General features: G+C 59.9%; 17 protein-coding genes. 16 read left to right on the forward strand and 1 reads right to left on the reverse strand.

Annotation, left to right across the window (positions count from 1 at the left end):
• The first annotated feature begins 278 nt into the window (after positions 1–278).
• Positions 279–1,163 carry a threonine/homoserine exporter RhtA gene (gene rhtA, locus DBP26_RS06355; protein WP_108237051.1) on the forward strand — a complete coding sequence of 295 codons (885 nt, stop codon included), beginning with the start codon at positions 279–281 and terminating at the stop codon, positions 1,161–1,163.
• Between the two features lie 176 nt (positions 1,164–1,339).
• Entirely contained in the window at positions 1,340–1,630 is a 291-nt protein-coding gene (locus DBP26_RS06360) for a hypothetical protein (RefSeq protein ID WP_108237052.1), read from the forward strand.
• Between the two features lie 79 nt (positions 1,631–1,709).
• On the opposite strand, the gene DBP26_RS06365 is transcribed toward DBP26_RS06360, so the two are convergent.
• On the reverse strand, positions 1,710–3,518 hold the full coding sequence (locus DBP26_RS06365) for an aminopeptidase P family protein (protein WP_108237053.1): 1,809 nt from the start codon (positions 3,516–3,518) through the stop codon (positions 1,710–1,712).
• Positions 3,519–4,637: 1,119 nt separating this feature from the next.
• Between DBP26_RS06365 and DBP26_RS06375 the strand changes: the two genes are divergently transcribed.
• From DBP26_RS06375 to DBP26_RS06440, 14 genes are all read left to right on the forward strand, one after another.
• Entirely contained in the window at positions 4,638–5,423 is a 786-nt protein-coding gene (locus DBP26_RS06375) for a hypothetical protein (protein ID WP_108237055.1), read from the forward strand.
• A 65-nt stretch (positions 5,424–5,488) separates the two neighbouring features.
• Positions 5,489–6,610 carry a DegT/DnrJ/EryC1/StrS family aminotransferase gene (locus DBP26_RS06380; RefSeq protein ID WP_108237056.1) on the forward strand — a complete coding sequence of 374 codons (1,122 nt, stop codon included), beginning with the start codon at positions 5,489–5,491 and terminating at the stop codon, positions 6,608–6,610.
• A gap of 47 nt (positions 6,611–6,657) precedes the next feature.
• Positions 6,658–8,172, forward strand: a complete 1,515-nt coding sequence (locus DBP26_RS06385) for an oligosaccharide flippase family protein (protein WP_108237057.1) — start codon at positions 6,658–6,660, stop codon at positions 8,170–8,172.
• 3 nt (positions 8,173–8,175) lie between these two features.
• Positions 8,176–9,102, forward strand: a complete 927-nt coding sequence (locus tag DBP26_RS06390) for a glycosyltransferase (RefSeq protein WP_108237058.1) — start codon at positions 8,176–8,178, stop codon at positions 9,100–9,102.
• Entirely contained in the window at positions 9,092–9,544 is a 453-nt protein-coding gene (locus DBP26_RS06395; protein WP_108237059.1) for a low molecular weight protein-tyrosine-phosphatase, read from the forward strand. Before DBP26_RS06390 ends, DBP26_RS06395 begins: the two co-directional genes overlap by 11 nt.
• On the forward strand, positions 9,545–11,758 hold the full coding sequence (locus DBP26_RS06400; protein WP_108237060.1) for a polysaccharide biosynthesis tyrosine autokinase: 2,214 nt from the start codon (positions 9,545–9,547) through the stop codon (positions 11,756–11,758).
• Positions 11,759–11,813: 55 nt separating this feature from the next.
• The gene (locus tag DBP26_RS06405; protein ID WP_108237061.1) at positions 11,814–12,614 is read left to right on the forward strand and encodes a WbqC family protein; all 801 of its coding nucleotides are present in this window, start codon (positions 11,814–11,816) and stop codon (positions 12,612–12,614) included.
• A gap of 6 nt (positions 12,615–12,620) precedes the next feature.
• A complete protein-coding gene (rfaH, locus tag DBP26_RS06410; protein ID WP_108237303.1) occupies positions 12,621–13,148 on the forward strand; it encodes a transcription/translation regulatory transformer protein RfaH in 528 nt (175 codons plus the stop codon).
• A 365-nt stretch (positions 13,149–13,513) separates the two neighbouring features.
• On the forward strand, positions 13,514–14,515 hold the full coding sequence (locus DBP26_RS06415) for a glycosyltransferase (RefSeq protein ID WP_108237062.1): 1,002 nt from the start codon (positions 13,514–13,516) through the stop codon (positions 14,513–14,515).
• Positions 14,512–15,765, forward strand: a complete 1,254-nt coding sequence (locus DBP26_RS06420; protein WP_108237063.1) for a glycosyltransferase family 4 protein — start codon at positions 14,512–14,514, stop codon at positions 15,763–15,765. The genes DBP26_RS06415 and DBP26_RS06420 overlap by 4 nt, the downstream gene beginning before the upstream one ends.
• Positions 15,766–15,888: 123 nt before the next feature.
• Positions 15,889–17,184: a hypothetical protein gene (locus DBP26_RS06425; protein ID WP_256601700.1), complete on the forward strand. Its 1,296-nt coding sequence runs from the start codon at positions 15,889–15,891 to the stop codon at positions 17,182–17,184.
• Between the two features lie 175 nt (positions 17,185–17,359).
• Complete coding sequence (locus DBP26_RS06430) at positions 17,360–18,481, forward strand: glycosyltransferase family 1 protein (RefSeq protein ID WP_108237064.1); 1,122 nt, start codon at positions 17,360–17,362, stop codon at positions 18,479–18,481.
• Between the two features lie 9 nt (positions 18,482–18,490).
• Positions 18,491–19,531: an acyltransferase gene (locus DBP26_RS06435; RefSeq protein WP_108237065.1), complete on the forward strand. Its 1,041-nt coding sequence runs from the start codon at positions 18,491–18,493 to the stop codon at positions 19,529–19,531.
• Between the two features lie 89 nt (positions 19,532–19,620).
• Positions 19,621–20,844, forward strand: a complete 1,224-nt coding sequence (locus tag DBP26_RS06440; RefSeq protein ID WP_108237066.1) for a glycosyltransferase family 4 protein — start codon at positions 19,621–19,623, stop codon at positions 20,842–20,844.
• The last annotated feature ends 12 nt before the right edge of the window (positions 20,845–20,856 follow it).

Raw genomic sequence — 20,856 nt, forward strand, 5'->3', positions numbered from 1 at the left:
TTCACCGCTTTCGATTCGAGCCTGACGCTGAAAACCGAAGCACTTCCTGCTTATGCGAAACCTTTAACTCATTGATCTTCAAGGAGTTTTAGGTTCCGACTGCGCCGTAAGTGGGGCGAATTATAGAGACGTCTGAAGGCCCGTCAAGCACTTATTTCGATTTGAACATTGAAAAGGAAGATTCTCGAAATCTGCGCACTATATTGCTCACGCGGTGAATCTTGATCATTATTGCGCGCTTTTCCTCCTGCCTATGATCCTACGGACTCGTGCTAACAATGAATGTCAGACCAAGCGATCTACGATCGATCGCTCTTCCTGTAGCCCTCTTGCTCATCGCCATGGCCTCAGTGCAAACCGGTGCGTCATTGGCCAAATCACTATTTCCCGTCGTCGGCGCCCAGGGCGCGACCGCGCTGCGCTTGATCTTCGCCAGCGTACTGATGCTGCTGATCCTGCGCCCATGGCGAGCCACGTTTACCGCCAACTCTCTTCGCTCGGTGCTGCTCTACGGCGTTGCCTTGGGTGGGATGAATTTCCTCTTCTATATGTCTATCCGCACAACGCCGTTGGGAATTGCTGTGGCGTTGGAATTCACAGGTCCGCTGGCCGTTGCGCTCATGCACTCACGCAGACTGGCTGACTTCGTTTGGATCGCACTCGCGGTGACAGGGCTCGCTCTATTGATTCCCAGTGGCCAAGCTCACGGCCTGGACCTGACCGGCGCCCTTTATGCGCTGGGTGCAGGGGTTTGTTGGGCAGGCTATATCCTGGCCGGTCAGAAGGCCGGCGCCGATCATGGCGTTCAAACCGCAGCGTTGGGTGTACTCATCGCCGCGATTCTGATCGCCCCCATCGGCGTAGCCCATGCGGGAAGTGCAATGCTCGACCCTGTTTTGATCCCGGTCGCACTAGGCGTGGCGGTGCTGTCCACCGCCTTGCCGTATAGCCTCGAAATGATCGCCCTCACGCGCATGCCGGTTCGTACCTTTGGCACGCTCATGAGCATGGAACCCGCAGTGGGCGCCTTGTCCGGGTTGATATTCCTGCATGAAAGCCTTTCGTTGACCCAGTGGCTGGCCATCACCGCAATCATCGTCGCCTCGGCCGGTGCGACGCTGACGACGCGCCCGGAACCCGCCGCTCTGGTGCCTTGCGACTGAGTTTTTTTGCGTCCGTTACACGATGTCACTGGCATTTGTAACGTTATTGCGCCATGTTTACGGCTCGATCTCATCCTGCACGCAGATTCATCCGAAAGGAAACGGCTGAAGCACCCAGCAAGCGAGCGAACTCAAGCGAAAGACTGAGCGGTCATTCCGGTCAGGTAAGGAAATGAATGAAGTACATTTTAATAATACTGGCAGCGCTGACCGTCGTCGGATGCGCGGCCACTTCAAAGCCGATCAAGAGTAAGCGTGGACTGCATATCAATTGCTCGGGCTTGTCGTCCTCTTGGGACAAGTGCTACCAGATGGCTACCGACTCCTGCGAGTCGAGGCAATATCGGGTCATCGCCAAGTCCGGAGACGGGGCCGAAGAGCCCGGCGATTTCCCGCTAGGCCTCAACCCCGCGGGCTACACGAGCCGCAGTATGATCATCGTCTGCAAGAAGCCGACTCAACCCTGACGCCCCGCCCCCTCAAAAGCACCTTTTCTCTGATCGACCGATTAAAACCGCCGCACGAAAGCGGCGGTCTCAAGCGGTATCAAATGGCAGCCGTACGCAATTCCAGCCAGGCCAACGCGTCGCCGTCCACCAGCGAAGTCAAGCGTCGACGGACCTGCGCGTGGTAGTCGTTCAGCCAATCGCGCTCTTGCTGTGTCAATAGATCGGTAACCAGACAACGCGTGTCGATTGGACACAGCGTCAAGGTTTCGAACTTGAGGAATTCGCCAAACGCTGTCTTGGCGGCTTCCTGATTGATCACCAAGTTCTCGATGCGCACACCCCACTGCCCCGGGCGGTAGGTTCCCGGTTCGATTGAAGTGATCATCCCCGGCAGCATGGCCGTTTGCGGCGTAGCAGCCGCTTGGTAGGCAATAACTTGCGGACCTTCATGGACATTGAGGAAATAGCCCACGCCGTGGCCCGTCCCGTGACCGTAGTTGACGCCCTCCGCCCAGAGCGGGGCGCGGGCGATGGCGTCCAGCAGTGGCGACAGAATTCCTCGCGGAAAGTGTGCTCGGGACAGGGCAATCACCCCTTTGAGCACGCGGGTGCAATCAAGCCGCTGCTCGTGCGTCGGGGTGCCGATCGGCACCATGCGGGTAATGTCCGTCGTACCGCCCAAGTATTGTCCGCCGGAATCAATCAGCAGCAGCCCGTTGCCTTCGATCTGCGCGTGCTCTGCCTCGGTAGCGCGATAATGAGGCATCGCGCCGTTGGCGTTGAAGCCCGCGATGGTGGCAAAGCTCTGTGAAATATAGCCCGGTCGTTTTGCCCGGGCAGCGCCCAGTTTCTCGTCGATGGTCAGTTCGCTGACGGGTTCGTTGCCCAGGGCCGACTCCAGCCAGGCGAAGAACTCGCACAATGCTGCCCCATCCTGCTCCATGGCTTGACGGATATGCTGGGCATCGGCTTCGCTTTTCTGTGATTTGAACAGCGTTGTTGGATTCAGCCCCTCGACCAGGCTCACTTCGCTGTCCAGGTAATCCAGCAACCCACAGGTCACTCGTGCGGGGTCGATCAGTACCCGCGCATCCTTCGGGACTTCCCTCAATGCGGCGCCAATCTGGACGTAATCGCGCAATGTGATGCCTTCACTTTCCAGTGTGCCGCGCAGGGCCGACGTCACTTTTTCCGGTGCGACGAAGAGACTGACGCTGTCCGGGCCGATAAGGGCGAACGAAATGAACACCGGGTTATAAGAAACATCGGCGCCTCGAAGGTTGAACAACCAGGCGATGTCATCCAACGTGGCCAGGAAATGCCAGTCGGCGCCCCGCTCGACCAGTGCGCTGCGCAAACGCGCCAGCTTGTCTCCGCGAGTCTGGGTGGCCTGCGGTGCGACGTGCTCATAGACAGCATGCGTCGGCAGAGTCGGTCGATCGCTCCAGAGTTCGGTCAGGGGGTCCAAATCGGTTCGCAACCGGGCGCCGCGGGCATAGAGGCTGCTGGCCAGGGTGCGAGAGGATGCCACGGCCAGAACGGCGCCGTCGACGGCCACCACGGTGTTGTCCTTGGCCTGATCCGCCAGCCACTCCAACGGGCCCTGCTGCCCCGGTTGCAGCTTGACGAGTTCGATGCCACTGCCGGCCAGCTCTTTAGTGGCCTGTTCCCAATATCGGCTATCGGCCCAGAGACCGGCGAACTCCTGAGTGACGATCAACGTGCCGACCGACCCGTGAAAGCCCGACAACCATTGCCGTCCTTGCCAGTAACCAGGGAGGTATTCGGAGAGATGAGGGTCGGCGGACGGCAGCAACCAGGCATCGATACCTTCACGACTCATCAGCGCACGTGCCTGCGCGAGGCGTTGCGCCACCACTCCAGTGGTTTTCGACTGCATATTCATTGACTCTCCTGCTGACCGATTCGGTTTGCACCGTACCCGCCAGATAATGGCGGACGACTCGGTCAGGAGCAACCGCGCAGCTGTGGCGAAGGAATACCATCACGACGGCCCGGCATCCGAGCAGCCTTCTTTGAACGGCCCAGTAGCGCTTGAGCCACTTCCTTGCAAACACTGACGCCAAGGTAGGGCACGCCACCGTGCGCAGCCAAGATCGTGCGACGCTGGATCGTCAGGTGAAGCTTGTCGAAGCGCTGATCAAAAGCTCGCGAGCCGCATGCAGGAGCGCGCTTGCCCGCGACTGGGGTGTGTCAGGCCCTGCGAATGGTAAAGCTACACCGCAATCGCGCGGGCAAGCGCGCTCCTATAGGTTCGTTGTTGAACCATTCTCAAACTGCAGCGTTATGCGCCATGAACCATCATTATTAAGGCCACCCACCCTCATAAGTCGGGATTAACCTGCGCACCATTAGTCCCAGAAGTATCAACTAAATAATGTATAGCGATGTTCAATTAATCAGCGCCATAAAATCGCAGCGTCGAGGGAATGACTGACTTCTGGCGGTGGAAAACCGACTCAACCTCGCATTTCAGTCCTCGCTCAACACCCCGCCTCTCCTTCTCGACAAGCGTCAGCGCACCGTGATGAGGCACTGATGGTTTTTTGACTTCCTTTAAAATCAGCAAGTTAGATAATCAAATGACCCGCTTATCAAAAATTTAACAGAATGTTGGCGAAATAAATTGACAGACTCCCCGAGGCCGTCGATATATATGCCTGTCCGATGTTTTTCTGTTTTTTGAGCGTGGCCAAAGAGCCGCGCCGGAAAAATATGACGACTCTTTCACTCTGTAACTGCCAGCGAAGTCCATGACCCCCAACGGTGTGCATTCGGCATCGACGGGTCAGTGTTGGCCTAAAGAAAGTGTTTTGAAATGACTGAAAGTGTGCGGTCGGGCGGTAGCTTTGCCCGAAAACATTATCCGGCCCATTTCTTAGAGAACCAACAGGACATCCGCTGCAGCGAACACCACGGCAGGATCAGCAGATTCGGGCGGTAGCGTGCCTGACCCGCGCCGCCAGCGCTGCATTCTCCACATGACCAACAGGGGCGTAAGGCAATGCCTTTATCTTTCGACACGGATGAGCAGCTGGCCACGCGCTTGGCTGACGAAATCGATACCCACGGCTTTGCCCGGCTCAGCGGCGCAGTGAGCGACGGCGACTTGCAGCGGCTGCGTGCCTGGACGGACGAGCAAGCACAGAAGCACCGCGGCGAATATTTTGCGTACCACGGTGAGGCGATGCTGGGTGAAAGCCTGTTGGCGAGCTATTGGACCGACCCGCAGTTTAAATCGCTGTTGGCCGGCCTATATCGGCACGCTGCAGGAAAAGCGCCCTTGAGCGACCAGATCTTCCCGGTGCTGCGATGCGTACAAGGCGACATCGGCAAACGGGAATCCAACGCGTTTCACTACGACGCCAGCCTGGTGACGGCACTCGTCCCGGTATTCATCCCTACCGAAGGTGAAGAACGCGGGGATCTGATGCTCTTCCCTAACCTTCGCCGGGTGCGCTCGTGGGTGCTGTTCAACGTGATCGAAAAAGCGCTGCTGCAGAACAAGCTGACCCGCAGCTGGATCATCAAGGGCATGCAGCGTGACTGGCTCAAGCCTTATGTACTGCGCCTCGAGCCCGGCAGCATTTATTTCTTCTGGGGGTATCGCACGCTGCATGCCAACCAGCGATGCAGCCCTGGCCTGAAACGCGCAACCGCGTTGTTCCATTTCGGCGACCCGCATACAGGAAGCCTGGCGACCCGCCTGATCCTCAGGATCAATCAGGGCCGTGCCCGCCGGATGAGTAACAAAGCCGGTCGCCAGCCACCGGCCTCGACCCCGGGTTGAGCCTCGCCGCGGTGGCATGACCGCTTCAACCGCCTTCACGCATTGCATCAGAAATGGAGACTTCGATGATCAACGTAACCAAGACTTACCTGGGCGATATCGACAAGTTCAAGACGTACGTCGAAGGCATCTATGCGCGAGGCTGGCTGACCAACCACGGGCCGCTGGTGTGTGAACTGGAACAACGCCTCAAGGATTACCTGGGCGTCAAGCACGTCATTCTCACCAACAACGGCACCCTTGCCTTGCAAGTGGCCTATCGGGCGCTGGAGCTGAGTGGCAGCGCAGTGACAACGCCCTTCAGCTTTGTAGCCACCAGCAGTTCGCTGCAGTGGGAAGGTATTCGCCCGATCTTCGCTGACATCGACGCGCAGACCTGGAACATCTCCCCCGAACACATCGAAAGCCGAATCGTTTCGGACACCACCGCCATCGTCGGCACCCATGTGTTCGGCAACCCCTGTGCCGTCGAACGCATCGAGGAGATCGCCCGTCGGCGCAATCTGAAAGTCGTGTACGACGGCGCCCATGCGTTTGCGGTGCGTCACGCTGGCCGGTCGGTTCTCAACTGGGGCGATATCAGCACCTTGAGCTTTCATGCGACCAAGCTGTTCCACACCATTGAAGGCGGCGCGATCATTACCAATGACGACGAGCTGGCCCGCCGCGTTCATCTGCTGTGCAACTTCGGCATCGTCGACGTCGACAAAATCGACGGCATCGGTATCAACGCCAAACTCAACGAGTTTTCCGCAGCGATGGGGCTGTGCATTCTCGACGACATCGAGAACATTCTTCAGGAGCGCGCCGAAATCGCCGATCGCTACACCACAAGCCTTGGCGACTATGTGGACCTGCAAAAACCCGAAGACAACAGCCAGTTGAACCACAGCTATTACCCGATCGCCTTGAAGGACGAGCAGCAATTACTGCGTCTGCGCAGCGCGCTGAACACCAATGGCATCAACCCGCGTCGGTATTTCTACCCATCGCTGGATACCCTCGAATACCTGCAACCACAAGCCGCGCAAACCGCGTCGCGTTCGCTGAGCGAGCGGGTGCTGTGCTTGCCCATCTATCCGGGGTTGCTGCGCGAGGATCAGGAACGGGTGATCAATACCGTCATCGCCGAGTGCAGTCTGGGCCATGCGCCCTATCGGGTACCCGATCTGGCACGGGTCATCTGAGTCTGGATAACGAAACCACTGCCCCTTCACGGTGAGACAGACATCCCATGCAAACCCAGCGCTCAGTCATACGCAATACTGCGTTGAGCTATGCCGGACAGGCTTACACCCTGCTGGTGGGCATCCTCATCATGCCGTTCTACCTCGGTCATATGGGGGCAGAAGCTTACGGCCTGATCGGCTTTTTCTCAGTTCTGCAGGCCTGGCTGCAATTGCTGGACGCCGGTCTGTCTCCCAGCTTGGTCAGGGCGGTGGCCCACCAACAGGCCGCTGAGACGATGGATCGTCACTCAGGCCGCCTGCTGCGTTCGTTCGAGATCATATTCCTGCCACTGACCGGTGCCTGTTGCGCGGCGATGTACCTGGGCAGCCAATGGATTGCTGTGCATTGGTTGAATCCCAAGGAGCTGTCGACTCAGACGGTGATCGAATGCATCGGCCTGATGGGCATCGTCATCGCCCTCAGGTTGTATTCGACACTTTATAAAAGCGGGATTCAGGGTCTGGAACAGCATGCGTGGCTGAACATCGCCAACGTGATCATCGCCACCCTGCGCTATTTCGGCGGACTGTTCCTGGTGAGCAAGATCTCCAGCGATCCGGTGATCTTCTTCCAGTTTCAAGTGCTGGTGGGGTTGATCGAAACGCTGATCTTCGCCGCCCGCGCGTACCGGGAGATGCCGACGCCAGGCTGGCTGACCGGCTTCGACTGGCAACTGGTAAAGCCGATCATCCCCTTCGCGGCGAGTATGTCGGGCACCGCAGTGCTGTGGATCGTGCTCACCCAGATCGACAAGATGCTGCTCTCCGAGCTGCTGCCCCTCGATGAATACGGCTACTTCTCGCTGGTGGCGCTGATCACCACCGGCATCATGATGTTGAGCAACCCGCTGGCGCAGACGCTGCTGCCGCGCCTGACGGTGCTGATGGCCGAGGGGCGACGCGACGACATGCACGCGCTGTTTCTGGCGGCCAACCGCTTCGTTTGTACGTTCCTGTTTCCCCTGGCCGCGCTGATCGCATTGCACGCCTACGACATGGTGTACGCCTGGTCTGGAGACCGGCCAGCGGCCGAATGGAGCCGTCCGATCCTGCCGTGGTACTCGCTGGGCAGCGCAATCATGGCGGTCAGCGCGTTTCAGTTTTATTTGCAATATGCCTACGGGCAAATGCGCCTGCATGTCTGGTACAGCGTCATTTCGGCGCTGGTCACCGTGCCGGTGATGTACCTGGCGATACGCTTTTACGGCGCGGCCGGTGCCGCTGTGGCCTGGTGCCTTTTGCGTTCGGTGTCGTTCGCGATCTGGCCGATGGTCGTGCACCAGCGGCTGGCACCGGGCATTCACGGAGTGTGGTTGCGCGACGTCATTCGCATCTGCGTCATGACGGCCGCCGGCCTGGCAATCAGCGAACCGGTGCTGCGCCTGATCGCCAATGAAAACCGCTTCAACACGTTCTTGGGTCTGGCCGTCAGCGGCCTGATCACGCTGATGGTGGTCGCCGTGAGCGACAAGCCACTGGTGACGAAGATTTCCGTCTTGTTCAGCAAACCGAGTACATAAGCCATGGATGCTATTAGCAAAAAGACGAACCTTTCGTCCGCCGCACCCCTGGTCAGCATCGTCTGCCCAGCCTACAACCAGGAAGCCTATGTCGCTCAGACACTGGAAGGCTTCCTGATGCAGGAAACGTCCTATGACGTCGAAATCCTGGTCAATGATGATGCCTCCACCGATGGCACCGCCCGCGTCATTGCGCAATACGTCGAACGCTACCCGACGCTGATCCGCGCCTTCTACCACGAGACCAACCAGTATTCGCAGGGCAACCCTTCGGTGCCCCGCCTGTTCGGCGAAGCCCGCGGACGCTACATCGCGTTCTGCGAAGGCGACGACTACTGGACCGACCCGCGCAAGCTGCACACGCAGGTGGAGTTTCTCGAAAACCACCCGGACTACGTGCTCACCTATCACGACGCGATTCCGTTCGACAGCAACGGCCAATACGGCATTCAGCTGCAGGGCGAGCTGCGCGCTGACGCCACTGCGCTGGAGCTGCAAAAGGCACGGCCGATTTCGACCTTGACCACGGTGTTCCGCAACGTCTTCGATTCGCTGCCCAAGGAACTGGTCGGCGCGCCCCTCAACGATCTGGTCTGGTGGTCATTGCTGGGCGCGTATGGCAAGGGCAAGTTCATGGGCGAGATCAAACCGGCGGCCTATCGCATGCATCCGGGCGGGGTGTTCTCCATGCGCTCCAACAAACGAAAGCTGCACATGGCCCTGCAGACCTCGGGGGCGCTGGCCAACTATTACAACCGCTTGGGCAATGATGAACTGTACGAGCATTTCCTGATGGAACTGGTCGGTTACTCGATGTCCGCGATCACGCCCCAGCGCAAGGCGCAGACGCTGTTGCAGGTGGGCAAAAACTTCAGCACCAACATCGGCAAAAGACTGATGACGACCTTCAGTAAAGGTCATGTTCAGTAACGTGCTGGTGGTCTGCGTCGGCAACATCTGTCGCAGCCCCATGGCAGAGGCCATGTTCCGACAACGGGTGCTCAACGATCGCATCACCGTGTCGTCGGCCGGCACTCACGCCATGCTCAGTTCAACCATGGACCCGCTGGCCCGGGCCGTTCTGCACGTCAACGGCGTCGAAGCCCACCGGCATCGCAGCCGACAGATCGACCGTCAGATGCTGCACGAGGCGGACCTGATCCTGCTGATGGAGCATCGCCAGGCCCAGAGCGTACTCAAGCTGGCGCCCGAAGTGCGTGGCAAGACGTTTCTGATAGGCAAGTGGCAACAGGACATGGAAATCGCCGATCCGTACCGGCGCCCGAAATTAGCCTTTGAACAGACCTACGAGTTGCTCTCGCGTTGTGTCGACGACTGGCTTCCTTATCTTCAGTCAGGAGATTCGAGATAAATGACCGCTATGAACCGTACTTCCCTGGACGACGTCCAGGACTCCCGAATCGATCTGGCGACCATCTTGCGCACGCTGTTCGACCACAAGGGAATGATCGCTGCGATCATGGGTGTCTGCATCCTGCTGGGGGTGACCTACGCCATACTCGCCACGCCGATCTTCCAGGCCAACGCGATGATCCAGATCGAGCCGAAGAAAATCGGCATCGAGGGCCGCACCGAAATCAACAGCAAACCCTTGTCGGTCTCCCAGGCAACCACTGAAATCGAGCTGATCAAGTCGCGCGCGGTGCTGGGTAAAGTCGTCGATGACCTGAAGCTCTATATCATCCAGAAGCCCAAATACGTGCCAGGCATCGGCAGCTATATGGCCCGCCGGTTCAAGCCGGAGCACGAAGGCGAGATTGCTGCGCCTCTGTTCGGCCTGGACAGCTTCGCTTGGGGCGGCGAGAAGATCGACATCTTCCAGTTGGAAGTGCCGGATGCCTTGCTGGGCGAGAAGATGACCATGGTCATCGACAAGCCTGACACCTTTTCGCTGTATGACCAGGACCACAACAAGCTGCTCAGCGGCCCGGTCGGTCAGACCGTGGAAGGCAGCGGCGTGAAGATCCAGGTGGCCGCCCTCACCGGTCGGCCTGGCACCGAGTTCACCGTCGTTCGCCAGCGCACCCTGACCGCCGCCCTGGATTATCAGGATCGCCTGAAGATCATTGAGGCGGGCAAGGATTCCGGCATCGTCTACCTGTCGATCCAGGACCCGGATCCGGCATTGGCCAAGCGCATCCTCAATGAAGTCAGCCGCCTCTACGTACGGCAGAACGTGGAGCGCAGCTCGGCCGAAGCGGCCCAACGCCTGGAATTCCTGCGTTCGCAATTGCCCGCCGTGCGCAAGCAACTGGAACAGTCGGAAATTGCCCTGAACAATTTCCAGACCAGCGCCAAGTCGGTGGACCTGAGCGTGGAAACCAAATCGGTGCTCGATCAGGTGGTCAAGCTGGAAGGCACGCTGTCGGACTTGAAAATGAAGCGGGTCGACGTCGAACGCTTGTATACGCCTGAACACCCGACCTACCGCGGCCTGATGACGCAGATCGGCCAGGTCGAAGCGCAGAAAGCGGCGCTGTTGAAGAAAATCGAAACGCTACCGGCCACTCAACAAGAGCTGTTGCGCTTGAACCGTGACATGCAGGTCACTTCGCAGACCTACACCCTGCTGCTGGACAAGAGCCAGGAGCAGGACATTCTGCGGGCGGGCAGCATCGGTAACGTGCGCATCATCGACAACGCCGACGCCAACATCGAAGAGCCGGTCAAGCCGATGCGCAAGATCATCGTGCTGGTGGCCGCCCTTGTCGGCCTGCTGGTGGCGGTGGCGACGGTGTTCGTGCGTCAGGCCTTTTACCGGGGTATCGATAACCCGGATGTGATCGAGAACCTGGGAATGCCGGTGTATGCGTCGCTGCCGTTTTCCCGCCAGCAGGAACGCATGGACAAACTCGGCAACCGAGCAGGCAACAAGGAGCCACGCCTGCTCAGCGTCAGCGCGCCAACGGAACTGGCCATCGAGTCGCTGCGCAGCCTGCGGACCAGCCTGCACTTCGCGATGCTGGAAGCACGCAACAACGTACTGATGATCTCCAGCCCGACACCGGGGGTGGGCAAATCGTTCGTCTCCAGCAACCTGGCGGTGATCATTGCCCAGACCGGCAAGCGTGTGCTGCTGATCGACGCTGACATGCGCAAAGGCTATCTGCACAAGTTGTTCAACCTGTCGCCCAAACACGGTCTGTCCGACACGCTGGCGGCACGGCTGAAAAGCGGGGAAGTGATCAACCACACTGAAGTGCGCAACCTGGACTTCATTTCCTGTGGTTTCGCGGCGCCCAACCCGTCGGAGCTGTTGATGCATGACAACTTCAACAAGCTGATCACTGACCTGTCGCCGCTGTACGACCTGGTGATCGTCGACACCCCACCGATTCTGGCGGTCACTGACGCCACCCTGGTGGGCCGGCAGTCCGGCACGTGCCTGCTGGTCACCCGCTTCGGGCTGAGCAGCGCCAAGGAAATCGAGGCGTGCAAACGTCGCCTGATGCACAACGGCATTCTGATCAAGGGTGCGATTTTCAACGGTGTGCTGCGAAAGGCGTCGACCGCCGACTACGACTGCGCCGCGTATGGATACGACTACACCACCGTTCGCAAATAAGAGCCAGCCCCGCGGCACAGCGGGGCATGAAGTCAAAGCAGTAAAGGAGACGTACATGGCCAGGACCATCGCAGTGATGCAGCCCTACCTCTTTCCGTATCTGGGGTATTTCCAGTTGATCGCCGCGGCGGACGTATTCGTCCTGGGAGACGATCTGCAGTACGTGCGGTCCGGGTGGGTCAACCGCAACCGTATCCTGCATGACCACGAAGCGCGCCTGATCAGCTTCCCACTGAAAAAAGACCGCTTCCAGCTGCCGATCAACCAGCGGCAACTGTGCGACCGCTTCAGCGAAGAGGCCGATCGACTCATCGCGCTGATCGCACAGAGTTACCAGCAAGCCCCCTACTTCGCGCAGGTCATGCCGCTGATCGAGCGGCTGGTCCGCTTCCCGCAACAAAACATCGCGTTATACGCCGAGCACGCGATCCGCGAATTGTGTGCTTATCTGCACATCGTGACGCCGATCATGCGCAGCTCCGACCTGATACTGGGCAGCCCTGTGGACAAACAAGAGCGGATCATCCGCATTGCCCATACCTTCGAGGCGACGACGTTTATCACGCCTGAAGGCGGCTCGGTGGTGTATGACCGCGACCATTTTGCGCGCAACCGCCTGCTGGTGCGGTTTTTCCGCATGAGCCCGGTGGAATATCGCCAGTTCAGGCAACCTTTCGTCGCCAATCTGTCGATTATCGATGTATTGATGTTCAACTGCGTGGAGCAGGTTCAGCACCTGCTGACCCAGTTCCAACTGGACAAGAATCCGCCTGCTGCCGAGCCCGGATTGCTCGCCCGAATGACGCACCACCCTGAGCTTGTATCAACTCTGTCGAACCGGATTGCAGTGGAGTGATCAATGATGTCTCACGTCGTCAGCACCTCGAATGATTCAGCCCGCTGGTACCTCATTCAAACCAAGCCTCGCCAGGAAGCACGCGCCGAGGAGCACCTGCAACGCCAGAACTTCGCCTGCTACCGCCCGGTCAAGCAGGGCGAGAAAAAGCGTGGCGCACGCGCCGCGTCCGAAGAGGAACTGTTTCCTGGCTACCTGTTCATCCACATGGATCAGACCCAGGACAACTGGTACCCGATTCGCTCCACGCGCGGTGTCGCGCGGATCGTGACCTTCGGCGGCATGCCCATTCCGGTGAAGGACGAACTCATCGAGCAGATTCGCCAACGCCTGCTGGCACCCGTGCCCAAGGTGGTCTTCCAGCAGGGCGAGGCCGTGCGCATTACCGCGGACGGGTTCAACGACATTGAAGCGATTTTCCTCGCCGCCGATGGCGACGAGCGCGCGGTGATCCTGCTCAATCTGCTGCACCGCGAACAGAAGGTGACCTTGCCGGTCAGCAGCCTGTCGCGGCTGGAAGCGCGGGTGAGCTGAAGCACCGAACCCGCTGCAGGCGCGCTTGCCCGCGACGAGGTGTATCAATCGCCATTGAGGTGCCTGACATGACGCCTCGCGGGCAAGCGCGCTCCTACGGGTTTTCACCGCGGACAGAAGGTGACCCTGCCGGTCAGCAGCCTGACCCGGCTGGAAACGCGGTTGAGCCGAAACATCGAACCCGACGTAGGAGCGCGCTTGCCCGCGACAGCGGTGTATCAGTCGCCCGCGAGGTGCTTGACACGACGCCTCGCGGGCAAGCGCGCTCCTACGGGTTTGTGCCCTCACGATCTGATTCTTGAATTTGAATGCTGCAGAGGCTGACGCGCTCAGCCTCTTGAACCCTTTGCGCCCGGAAACTCACCATGACCTCGAAAACGACTTTGGTGACGCTCACCTATGGTGACCGTTTCAACTATTTGCACACGCTGGTCAGCCGTTCGCTGGAGAGCCCCCTGATCGACCGGGTGATCATCGTCAGCAACGCCTCCACGGCTCCTTTGGAAACCTTGCGTCGGACCTGGCCCAGTGAAGTCAGCGTGATTTACCTGCATGAGAACACGGGGTCCGCCCGCGGCTACTCGGTGGGCATCCAGGCTGCATTGGACGCCGGCGCCGAGCACATCTGGCTGATGGACGACGACAATGCGCCCACCATCAACGCCATCGCGACGCTGCATCGGGTACTGGAAGAACGCAAGCGAATCGACGGCGAAGACAAGGCTGCTGTGCTGGGCTTTCGTCCGACCCATCAGGCCGACATCGCGGCTGGGGTGCCGAAGCGCTTTGCGATTCAACGCCGGTCCAGCTTTTTCGGTTTCCACATTGCGCAACTGCCCTACAAGGTCTGGCGTCGGCTGCCGTGGGGTGCGCCGCAGGCCGCGCCCGGCAAGCTGCAAATGGTGCAGCTCCCCTTCGCCACGTACGGCGGCCTGCTTGCCCATCGCAACCTGTACCGCAAGATCGGCCTGCCACTGGACGCGCTGATGCTCTATGCCGATGACAGCGAATACACCTGGCGCATCACCGCAGGCGGCGGCCGAATCTTTCTCGTCCCCGAAGCAGTGCTCGATGACCTGGAGAACTCTTGGAACATCAAAGCGCGCACCAACAACATCTACGAAAGCTTCCTGTTGGGGGGCTCGGACCTTCGCGCCTACTACGGGGCGCGCAACCAGGCCTGGTTCGACAAGAACGTCTGGGCCAATTCGTCGATGCTGTACAGCCTTAACCGATGGGTGTTCTTTCGGCTGTTGCGGCTGATCGCCAGGCGGCGCGGTGCCGAAGAGCGGCTGAACCTGATAGAAAAAGCCATCCGCGATGGCGAGTCCGGCGTACTGGGTCTGAATCGGTCGTATCCTTTATGAACATCCTTTTCATCAGCAGCCTGTATTCACCTCACATCGGCGGGGGCGCTGAGATTATTCTTCAGCGCACCGTCGAAGGCCTGCAACGACGTGGCTGCCAGGTCAGCGTGCTGGTGACCGGCCCGGACGCCGGGTTGGCGACCGAATCGGTGAATGGTGTAACCGTCTACCGTGCCGGCCTGCACAATTTCTATTGGCACTTCGGGGCACAACGGCCAGGGCGTCTGGCCCGGCTCGGCTGGCATCTGCGGGACCGCTACAACGGCGCCATGCGCAGTTACGTCAAGCAGGTGATCGATCAACAACGGCCGCAACTGGTGGTGTGCCATAACCTAGCGGGCTGGTCGGTTTCGGTATGGGACGAGATCACGGCTGCCGGTTTGCCCATCGTTCAGGTGTTGCATGACATGTACCTGATGTGCCCGAGCGCCAATATGTTCAAGGGCGGCCAATGCTGCCAGCAGGCCTGCGGCACCTGTCAGCAGTTTCGCAAGGGTCACGACACACGCTCGGCGCAGGTGTCGGCGGTGGTCGGGGTCAGCCAGTTCATTCTCGACAAGCTCCGCCAGCGCGGTTACTTCAGTGCCGCCAAAGGCTATGTCGTGCATAACGCCAGCCCCTACGCAGCAGTGCACGACGCCCCTCACACGCAGCGTGAGTCCAACCCGGCCTTGAAAAAGGCCCCGCTGCGTTTCGGATACATGGGCACCCTTTCCGAACAGAAAGGCATACGCTGGCTCATCGAACAATTTCAGCGCCTGCCATTCGACGCCACCCTGCAGATCGCAGGGCGCGGACAGGCCGCTGACGAGGCCGCTTTCAAGGCGTTGGTCACGTCGCCAAATGTCCGGTTCGTCGGCTACCAGACGCCGGAGACGTTTTACAGTCAGGTCGACGTGGCGGTGGTGCCCTCGCGGTGGAACGAGCCGTTCGGCATGGTGGCCGTGGAGGCGTGTGCACACTCGGTGCCCGTCATCGCCAGCCGTATGGGCGGGCTGCCGGAGATCATTCAGGACCCGCTCAATGGCTTGTTGTGCAGCCCGGACGATCCTGATTCGCTGGGCCATGCGATGCTCAGGTTGCATCAGCAACCTGAGTTGCTGGCGCGATTGAGTCGCCAAGCGCGGGTCAGCGTGGCAGCGCTGCTGAATCTGGACCTGATGCTGGACAGTTATGAAAGCATCTTCGCCCAGACGTTGCTCGACAACATCGTGCACCGTGACCCGACTGTCTTGCCGCACCCGGTCTGACGGCCGCGCGCACACGACATCCATTGCCGACGGCCCGAGACTGACTGAGCAAGCGCTCCGGACCGTGCCTCTTCATTGAGACAAGCCATGCCGCCCCTGTGCCTGACGAGGTTACGACGACCATTGAAAATCCTGCTGCTGAGCGGGTTCAGTTGGGTTATCAGTGGCTCGGCCCTGGCGGACGATGCGTTCATCATCGGTGTCGACACGCACTTGATGAACAAGAACTCCAACTCGGCAAAGGCGCTGCAACTGCTCGAAGCGGCAGGCGTGGATTCGGTACGCGACGACGCCTACTGGTCCAGTGCCGAGCCCCGACGAGGCTTGATGAAGATCGAGCCGGTCTGGCAGGCCTATCTGAGCAACACGCAGGAACATCATTTGCGGCCCCTGTTGGTGCTGGGTTACGGGAATCCGTTTTACGACAACTACGCGAAGCCGCGTAAGCCGCTGGTTCGAGAGGCCTACGCCAACTACGTCAGCTTCGTCACCCGACAGCTCACTGACAGCGTGGATTTTTATGAAATCTGGAATGAATGGGACAAGGAAAATCCCGTCGATCCGGTGTTCGCTCAGGACTACAGCATCCTGATCGAAGAGGCGGCCAGGCGCATCCGAACCAACCAGCGGCCCATGATGATTCTCGCCGGGGCGGTGACCAGCCAGGGGATGGACCTGGGCTTCGCCGACCGATTGGTGGAGTCGGGCATTCTCAACCATGTCGACGGATTGTCGCTGCACCCTTATGTGTATTGCCGCTCGGATGAGCGCAACACCCCGGAAAACTGGATCGCCTGGCTGCGCCGAATCAGCGAGGACCTCAAGGAAAAGACCAAGACCAAGACCGCCGTGCCCCTGTACCTGACGGAAATGGGCTGGCCCAGTAACGATGGCCGCTGCGGCGGCGACGAAAACACGCAGGCCGCATTTCTGGCGCGCAGTTTCTTTCTGGTCCAGACCCTGCCCAACGTGAAAGGCATGTGGTGGAACGGCCTGCTCAACGACGGTCCGGACGGCACGGACCCTGAACAGAATTTCGGTCTGCTCAATCAGGATCTGAGCGTCAAACAGGCTTACCTGACACTGAAGGCAATCAGCCCGACGTTGCACCAGTTCCGTTATGACGCAGAGAAGAGCCGAGAAATCGATTCACAGTATTTGCTGCGGTTCGCCAAAGGGTCAGATCAGATCATGGTCGCCTGGACCGCCGGTTCGCCCCGCTCGATCAAGGTCGATGCAAGCAGCGTACTGCGCGGCAATGTGCACTACATCGATACCCGGGAGCCGCAAAAGGGGTTGGTCGACAGCGGCATACCCTGGAACTGCGACGATGGACGTTGTTCGGCACAAGTACCGATCGACGAGTTTCCGAAAATCATCACGTTGGGCACACGCCCGGCATTGTTCGCCTTGCCCTGATCATCCGCTCAACCCGTTGCCAGCCCTGGCGCCGCCTGCGGGGGTCCGCTGGCCTCGATTGATGAGCCATTTAACACCGCGACCGGACCACCGTACGCGTCCTGCACGGTTGAACGTCTTGACGAACCACCCTGGCGGGTTGTCACGCCCCTACTTCTTTCACAGGTCGACCACAATGATTGTGATCAATGCACGCTTTCTGACACAGGAGTTGCGCGGCGTTCAGCGCTTCGCCGAGCAGACCTGCCTTGCGCTGCGGCAGTTGCGCGACGACGTCATCTTCGTAGCCCCCCACGGGATCATGATGCACGAGAGCGCCAAGGCGCTGGACGTGCAGTGCATCGGACGCCACAGCGGCCATCTGTGGGAACAACTGGACCTTCCGCTGTTCCTGCGCCGTCATGGCAACCCGCTGCTGGTGTCGCTGTGCAGCACGGCACCGCTGTTCTACGGCAACCAGATCGCCACTCACCACGATGTCACCTACGTTCGTCACCCGGAAAGCTACACCCGGCTGTTTCGCCTTCTTTACCGGACCATGACGCCGATCATGCTGTCGCGAATCAAGGCGTTGCTGACGGTCAGCAATTTTTCCAAGGGCGAGATTGCGCAGTTCTACAACTTTCCGGAAAAAAAGATCTTCGTGGTGCCGAATGCTGTCAGCGGCGCGTTCCAGCCCGGGCCGCCGCTGCGTGATCAACCCGACTATCTGCTGGCAGTGTCCTCGCCCAGCGCACACAAGAATTTCAGCCGGATGATTCAGGCGTTCTTGCTGCTGCGCGGCCACGACGACGTTCAACTCCATATCGTGGGTGGTGCCAGCGGCATCTTCAGCGATGACAATCTGCAACGGTTGGCCAGCCGCGATCCTCGCATCCGTTTTCTCGGGCGCCTGAGCGACGATCAGTTGATCGAGCAGTACCAGGGCGCGACGGCGTTTGTGTTTCCTTCGCTGTACGAAGGCTTCGGCATCCCGCCCCTGGAGGCACAAGCCTGCGGCTGCCCGGTGCTGGCGGCCAATGCGGCATCGATTCCCGAAGTGCTGCAAGCCAGCGCTTTGTATTTTGACCCGCTGGACGTCACTCACATGGCCTCGGCCATGGAGCGCATCCTCACTGACTTGCCGCTGCGCCAGTCGCTACGGCGGCGCGGCCTGAACAACGTGACACGGTTTTCCTGGGAGGAGTCGGCGCGACGCGTTTCGCAACGCATCGACACGCTGCTCAACCGCCCCAAGGACCGGCGCACCAGTACCGGGCCTGACGCGCTGCGTCGTGAATCGTCCAGCAAGCTTTGAGGCACGCCCATGAAACGTTTGGCTTATCTCGACGCGCTGCGCGGCATCGCTGCGCTGATGGTGGTCTTAACCCACCTGTATCTACCGGTGGTCGGGCATGTCTGGGTGTTCGATTACCTGATCGATCCCGGCAAGCTGGGGGTGCTGTGGTTTTTCATGATCAGCGGCGTGGTGATTCCCTACAGCCTCAAGCCTGGTCCCGACGGTGCCCAGCGGTTTCTGGTGTCGCGGTTCATGAGGTTGTACCCGGCCTACTGGCTGTCGCTGCTGGTGTTCATCGTCATCCTCAAGCTGACCGGCGCCCCACTGCCCTCGCTCGCCCAGATCGCGGCCAACCTGACCATGGTGCAGGCTGCGTTGGGATTCGACGATGTCATCGGCCTGTACTGGACGCTGTTCATCGAACTGGTGTTCTACGCCCTGTGCCTGGCGCTGTTCCTCGGCGGCAAGCTGTACGACCAAACCTTTCGCACACGCTGCTCACTGGCGTTTCTCGTGATGGCGTTGGCGATGGGCGTAATGCGCGCCCTGACAGAGCGCAAATTGCCGGTGGCCCTGCCGTTAGCCCTGTCGCTGATGTTTTTCGGCTCGGTCTGGCGCCAGTGGTTGCTGGCCGAACACAGCAATGAGTTGACCCGCAACCTCAAAACGCTGCTGATCGCCTTCACTGTCGTGCTGCCGCCAACGCTGTTCATGGCCTACAGCAAAGACATGGGCAATGGTGAGACCTGGGGACGCTACTGCTTCACCTACGCGGTGGCCATCAGCAGTTTCCTGGTGCTGACCCGCAGCGTGCGTCTGGATCACCCGGCGCTGGTCTGGCTGGGCGCAGTGAGTTATTCGCTGTACCTGCTGCACCCCTCGATGGGCATGCTCGCCGAGTGGCTGCTGAACAACACGGGGGCATCGGCGCTGGTCATCGCGCTGTTCGCCACGCTGCTGACACTGGGCGCCTCGCACCTGAGTTTTCACTTTGTCGAATCGCCGTTCATTCAGCTCGGCAAACGCTTGAACAATCGCAAAGCACGGACGCAGCCAGTCAACGCTTGAAGTCGGCCTGCGCAAACACAATCGCTCCAGCCCTGGCGAGCTTCGCTCGTTTCGCAGGGCTATCCGAGCCGTGACAGCAGAGAACTCCAATGAAAATCGCAATCGTCCACGACTGGCTGGTGACGTACGCCGGTGCCGAACGGGTATTGGCGTCGCTCATCAAGATATGGCCCGAGGCGGATCTGTTTTCCGTCATCGACTTCCTCAGCGATCAGGACCGCGCGCAGTTGGGCGGAAAGGTGGCGACCACCACCTTTATCCAGCGCCTGCCCAAGGCAAAAACCAAATACCAGCGCTATCTGCCGCTGATGCCGATGGCCATCGAGCAACTGGACCTGTCCGGTTACGACCTGATCATCAGCAGCAGCCACGCAGTGGCCAAGGGTGTGTTGTGCGGCCCGGACCAGTTGCACATCAGTTATGTGCATTCGCCCATCCGCTATGCCTGGGACCTGCAGCATCAATACCTCAAGGAAGCCAACCTGAGTGGGGGGCTCAAGGGCAAAGTGGCGCGGATGATCCTGCACTACATGCGCATGTGGGACCAGCGCACGTCTGCCGGGGTCGACGAGTTCATCGCCAACTCGCACTTCATCGGCGCGCGGATCACCAAGTCGTATCGCCGCGAATCGACCGTGATCTATCCGCCTGTCGACACCCGCGGGTTCGCATTGCAGGAGCAGAAACAGGACTACTACTTCACGGCCTCGCGCATGGTCCCCTACAAGCGCCTGCCCATGATCATCGAGGCATTCGCGGCCATGCCCGACAAGCGACTGGTGGTGGTCGGCGATGGGCCTGAAATGGACAAGGCCAAAGCCGCGGCGGCCCAGGCGCCAAACATCGAACTGCTGGGCTACCAGCCGTTCGCGGTGTTGCAGGAACACATGCGCAACGCCAAGGGGTTCGTGTTCGCTGCCGAGGAAGATTTCGGCATCAGCCCGGTGGAGGCACAGGCCTGCGGAACACCTGTGATCGCCTTCGGCAAGGGCGGCGTGCTGGAAACCGTCTGCGGTTTGGACCACCCGCAGCCCACCGGGGTGTTTTACCCGGAGCAGACCGCCGCCTCGCTGATCACGGCCATCGAGACCTTCGAAGCGGAGCACGCGCGCATCACGGCCCAGGCCTGCCGCGCCAACGCCGAGCGCTTCAGCGAGGCTCGCTTCGAACTGGAAATTCGCCAGTTCGTCGAGCAGCGCCTGCTGGTCACCCGTCAGGCGCGGCACCTCGCACAACCGAGGCCGATCACGGTGCCGTCTGTGCTGGCCGCCAACGAACTTACCGCCCGCGTTGTTCCGATCAAATCTGTCTGAGCGAGCACCTAC

Source organism: Pseudomonas sp. RIT409, assembly GCF_003052515.2.
Lineage (GTDB): Bacteria > Pseudomonadota > Gammaproteobacteria > Pseudomonadales > Pseudomonadaceae > Aquipseudomonas.

Excerpts from the sequence above, each read along its gene's own strand:
- rhtA (WP_108237051.1), top strand. The coding sequence starts at position 279 with ATGAATGTCAGACCAAGCGATCTACGATCGATCGCTCTTCCTGTAGCC.
- DBP26_RS06360 (WP_108237052.1), top strand. The coding sequence starts at position 1,340 with ATGAAGTACATTTTAATAATACTGGCAGCGCTGACCGTCGTCGGATGC.
- DBP26_RS06365 (WP_108237053.1), bottom strand. The coding sequence starts at position 3,518 with ATGAATATGCAGTCGAAAACCACTGGAGTGGTGGCGCAACGCCTCGCG.
- DBP26_RS06375 (WP_108237055.1), top strand. The coding sequence starts at position 4,638 with ATGCCTTTATCTTTCGACACGGATGAGCAGCTGGCCACGCGCTTGGCT.
- DBP26_RS06380 (WP_108237056.1), top strand. The coding sequence starts at position 5,489 with ATGATCAACGTAACCAAGACTTACCTGGGCGATATCGACAAGTTCAAG.
- DBP26_RS06385 (WP_108237057.1), top strand. The coding sequence starts at position 6,658 with ATGCAAACCCAGCGCTCAGTCATACGCAATACTGCGTTGAGCTATGCC.
- DBP26_RS06390 (WP_108237058.1), top strand. The coding sequence starts at position 8,176 with ATGGATGCTATTAGCAAAAAGACGAACCTTTCGTCCGCCGCACCCCTG.
- DBP26_RS06395 (WP_108237059.1), top strand. The coding sequence starts at position 9,092 with ATGTTCAGTAACGTGCTGGTGGTCTGCGTCGGCAACATCTGTCGCAGC.
- DBP26_RS06400 (WP_108237060.1), top strand. The coding sequence starts at position 9,545 with ATGACCGCTATGAACCGTACTTCCCTGGACGACGTCCAGGACTCCCGA.
- DBP26_RS06405 (WP_108237061.1), top strand. The coding sequence starts at position 11,814 with ATGGCCAGGACCATCGCAGTGATGCAGCCCTACCTCTTTCCGTATCTG.
- rfaH (WP_108237303.1), top strand. The coding sequence starts at position 12,621 with ATGTCTCACGTCGTCAGCACCTCGAATGATTCAGCCCGCTGGTACCTC.
- DBP26_RS06415 (WP_108237062.1), top strand. The coding sequence starts at position 13,514 with ATGACCTCGAAAACGACTTTGGTGACGCTCACCTATGGTGACCGTTTC.
- DBP26_RS06420 (WP_108237063.1), top strand. The coding sequence starts at position 14,512 with ATGAACATCCTTTTCATCAGCAGCCTGTATTCACCTCACATCGGCGGG.
- DBP26_RS06430 (WP_108237064.1), top strand. The coding sequence starts at position 17,360 with ATGATTGTGATCAATGCACGCTTTCTGACACAGGAGTTGCGCGGCGTT.
- DBP26_RS06435 (WP_108237065.1), top strand. The coding sequence starts at position 18,491 with ATGAAACGTTTGGCTTATCTCGACGCGCTGCGCGGCATCGCTGCGCTG.
- DBP26_RS06440 (WP_108237066.1), top strand. The coding sequence starts at position 19,621 with ATGAAAATCGCAATCGTCCACGACTGGCTGGTGACGTACGCCGGTGCC.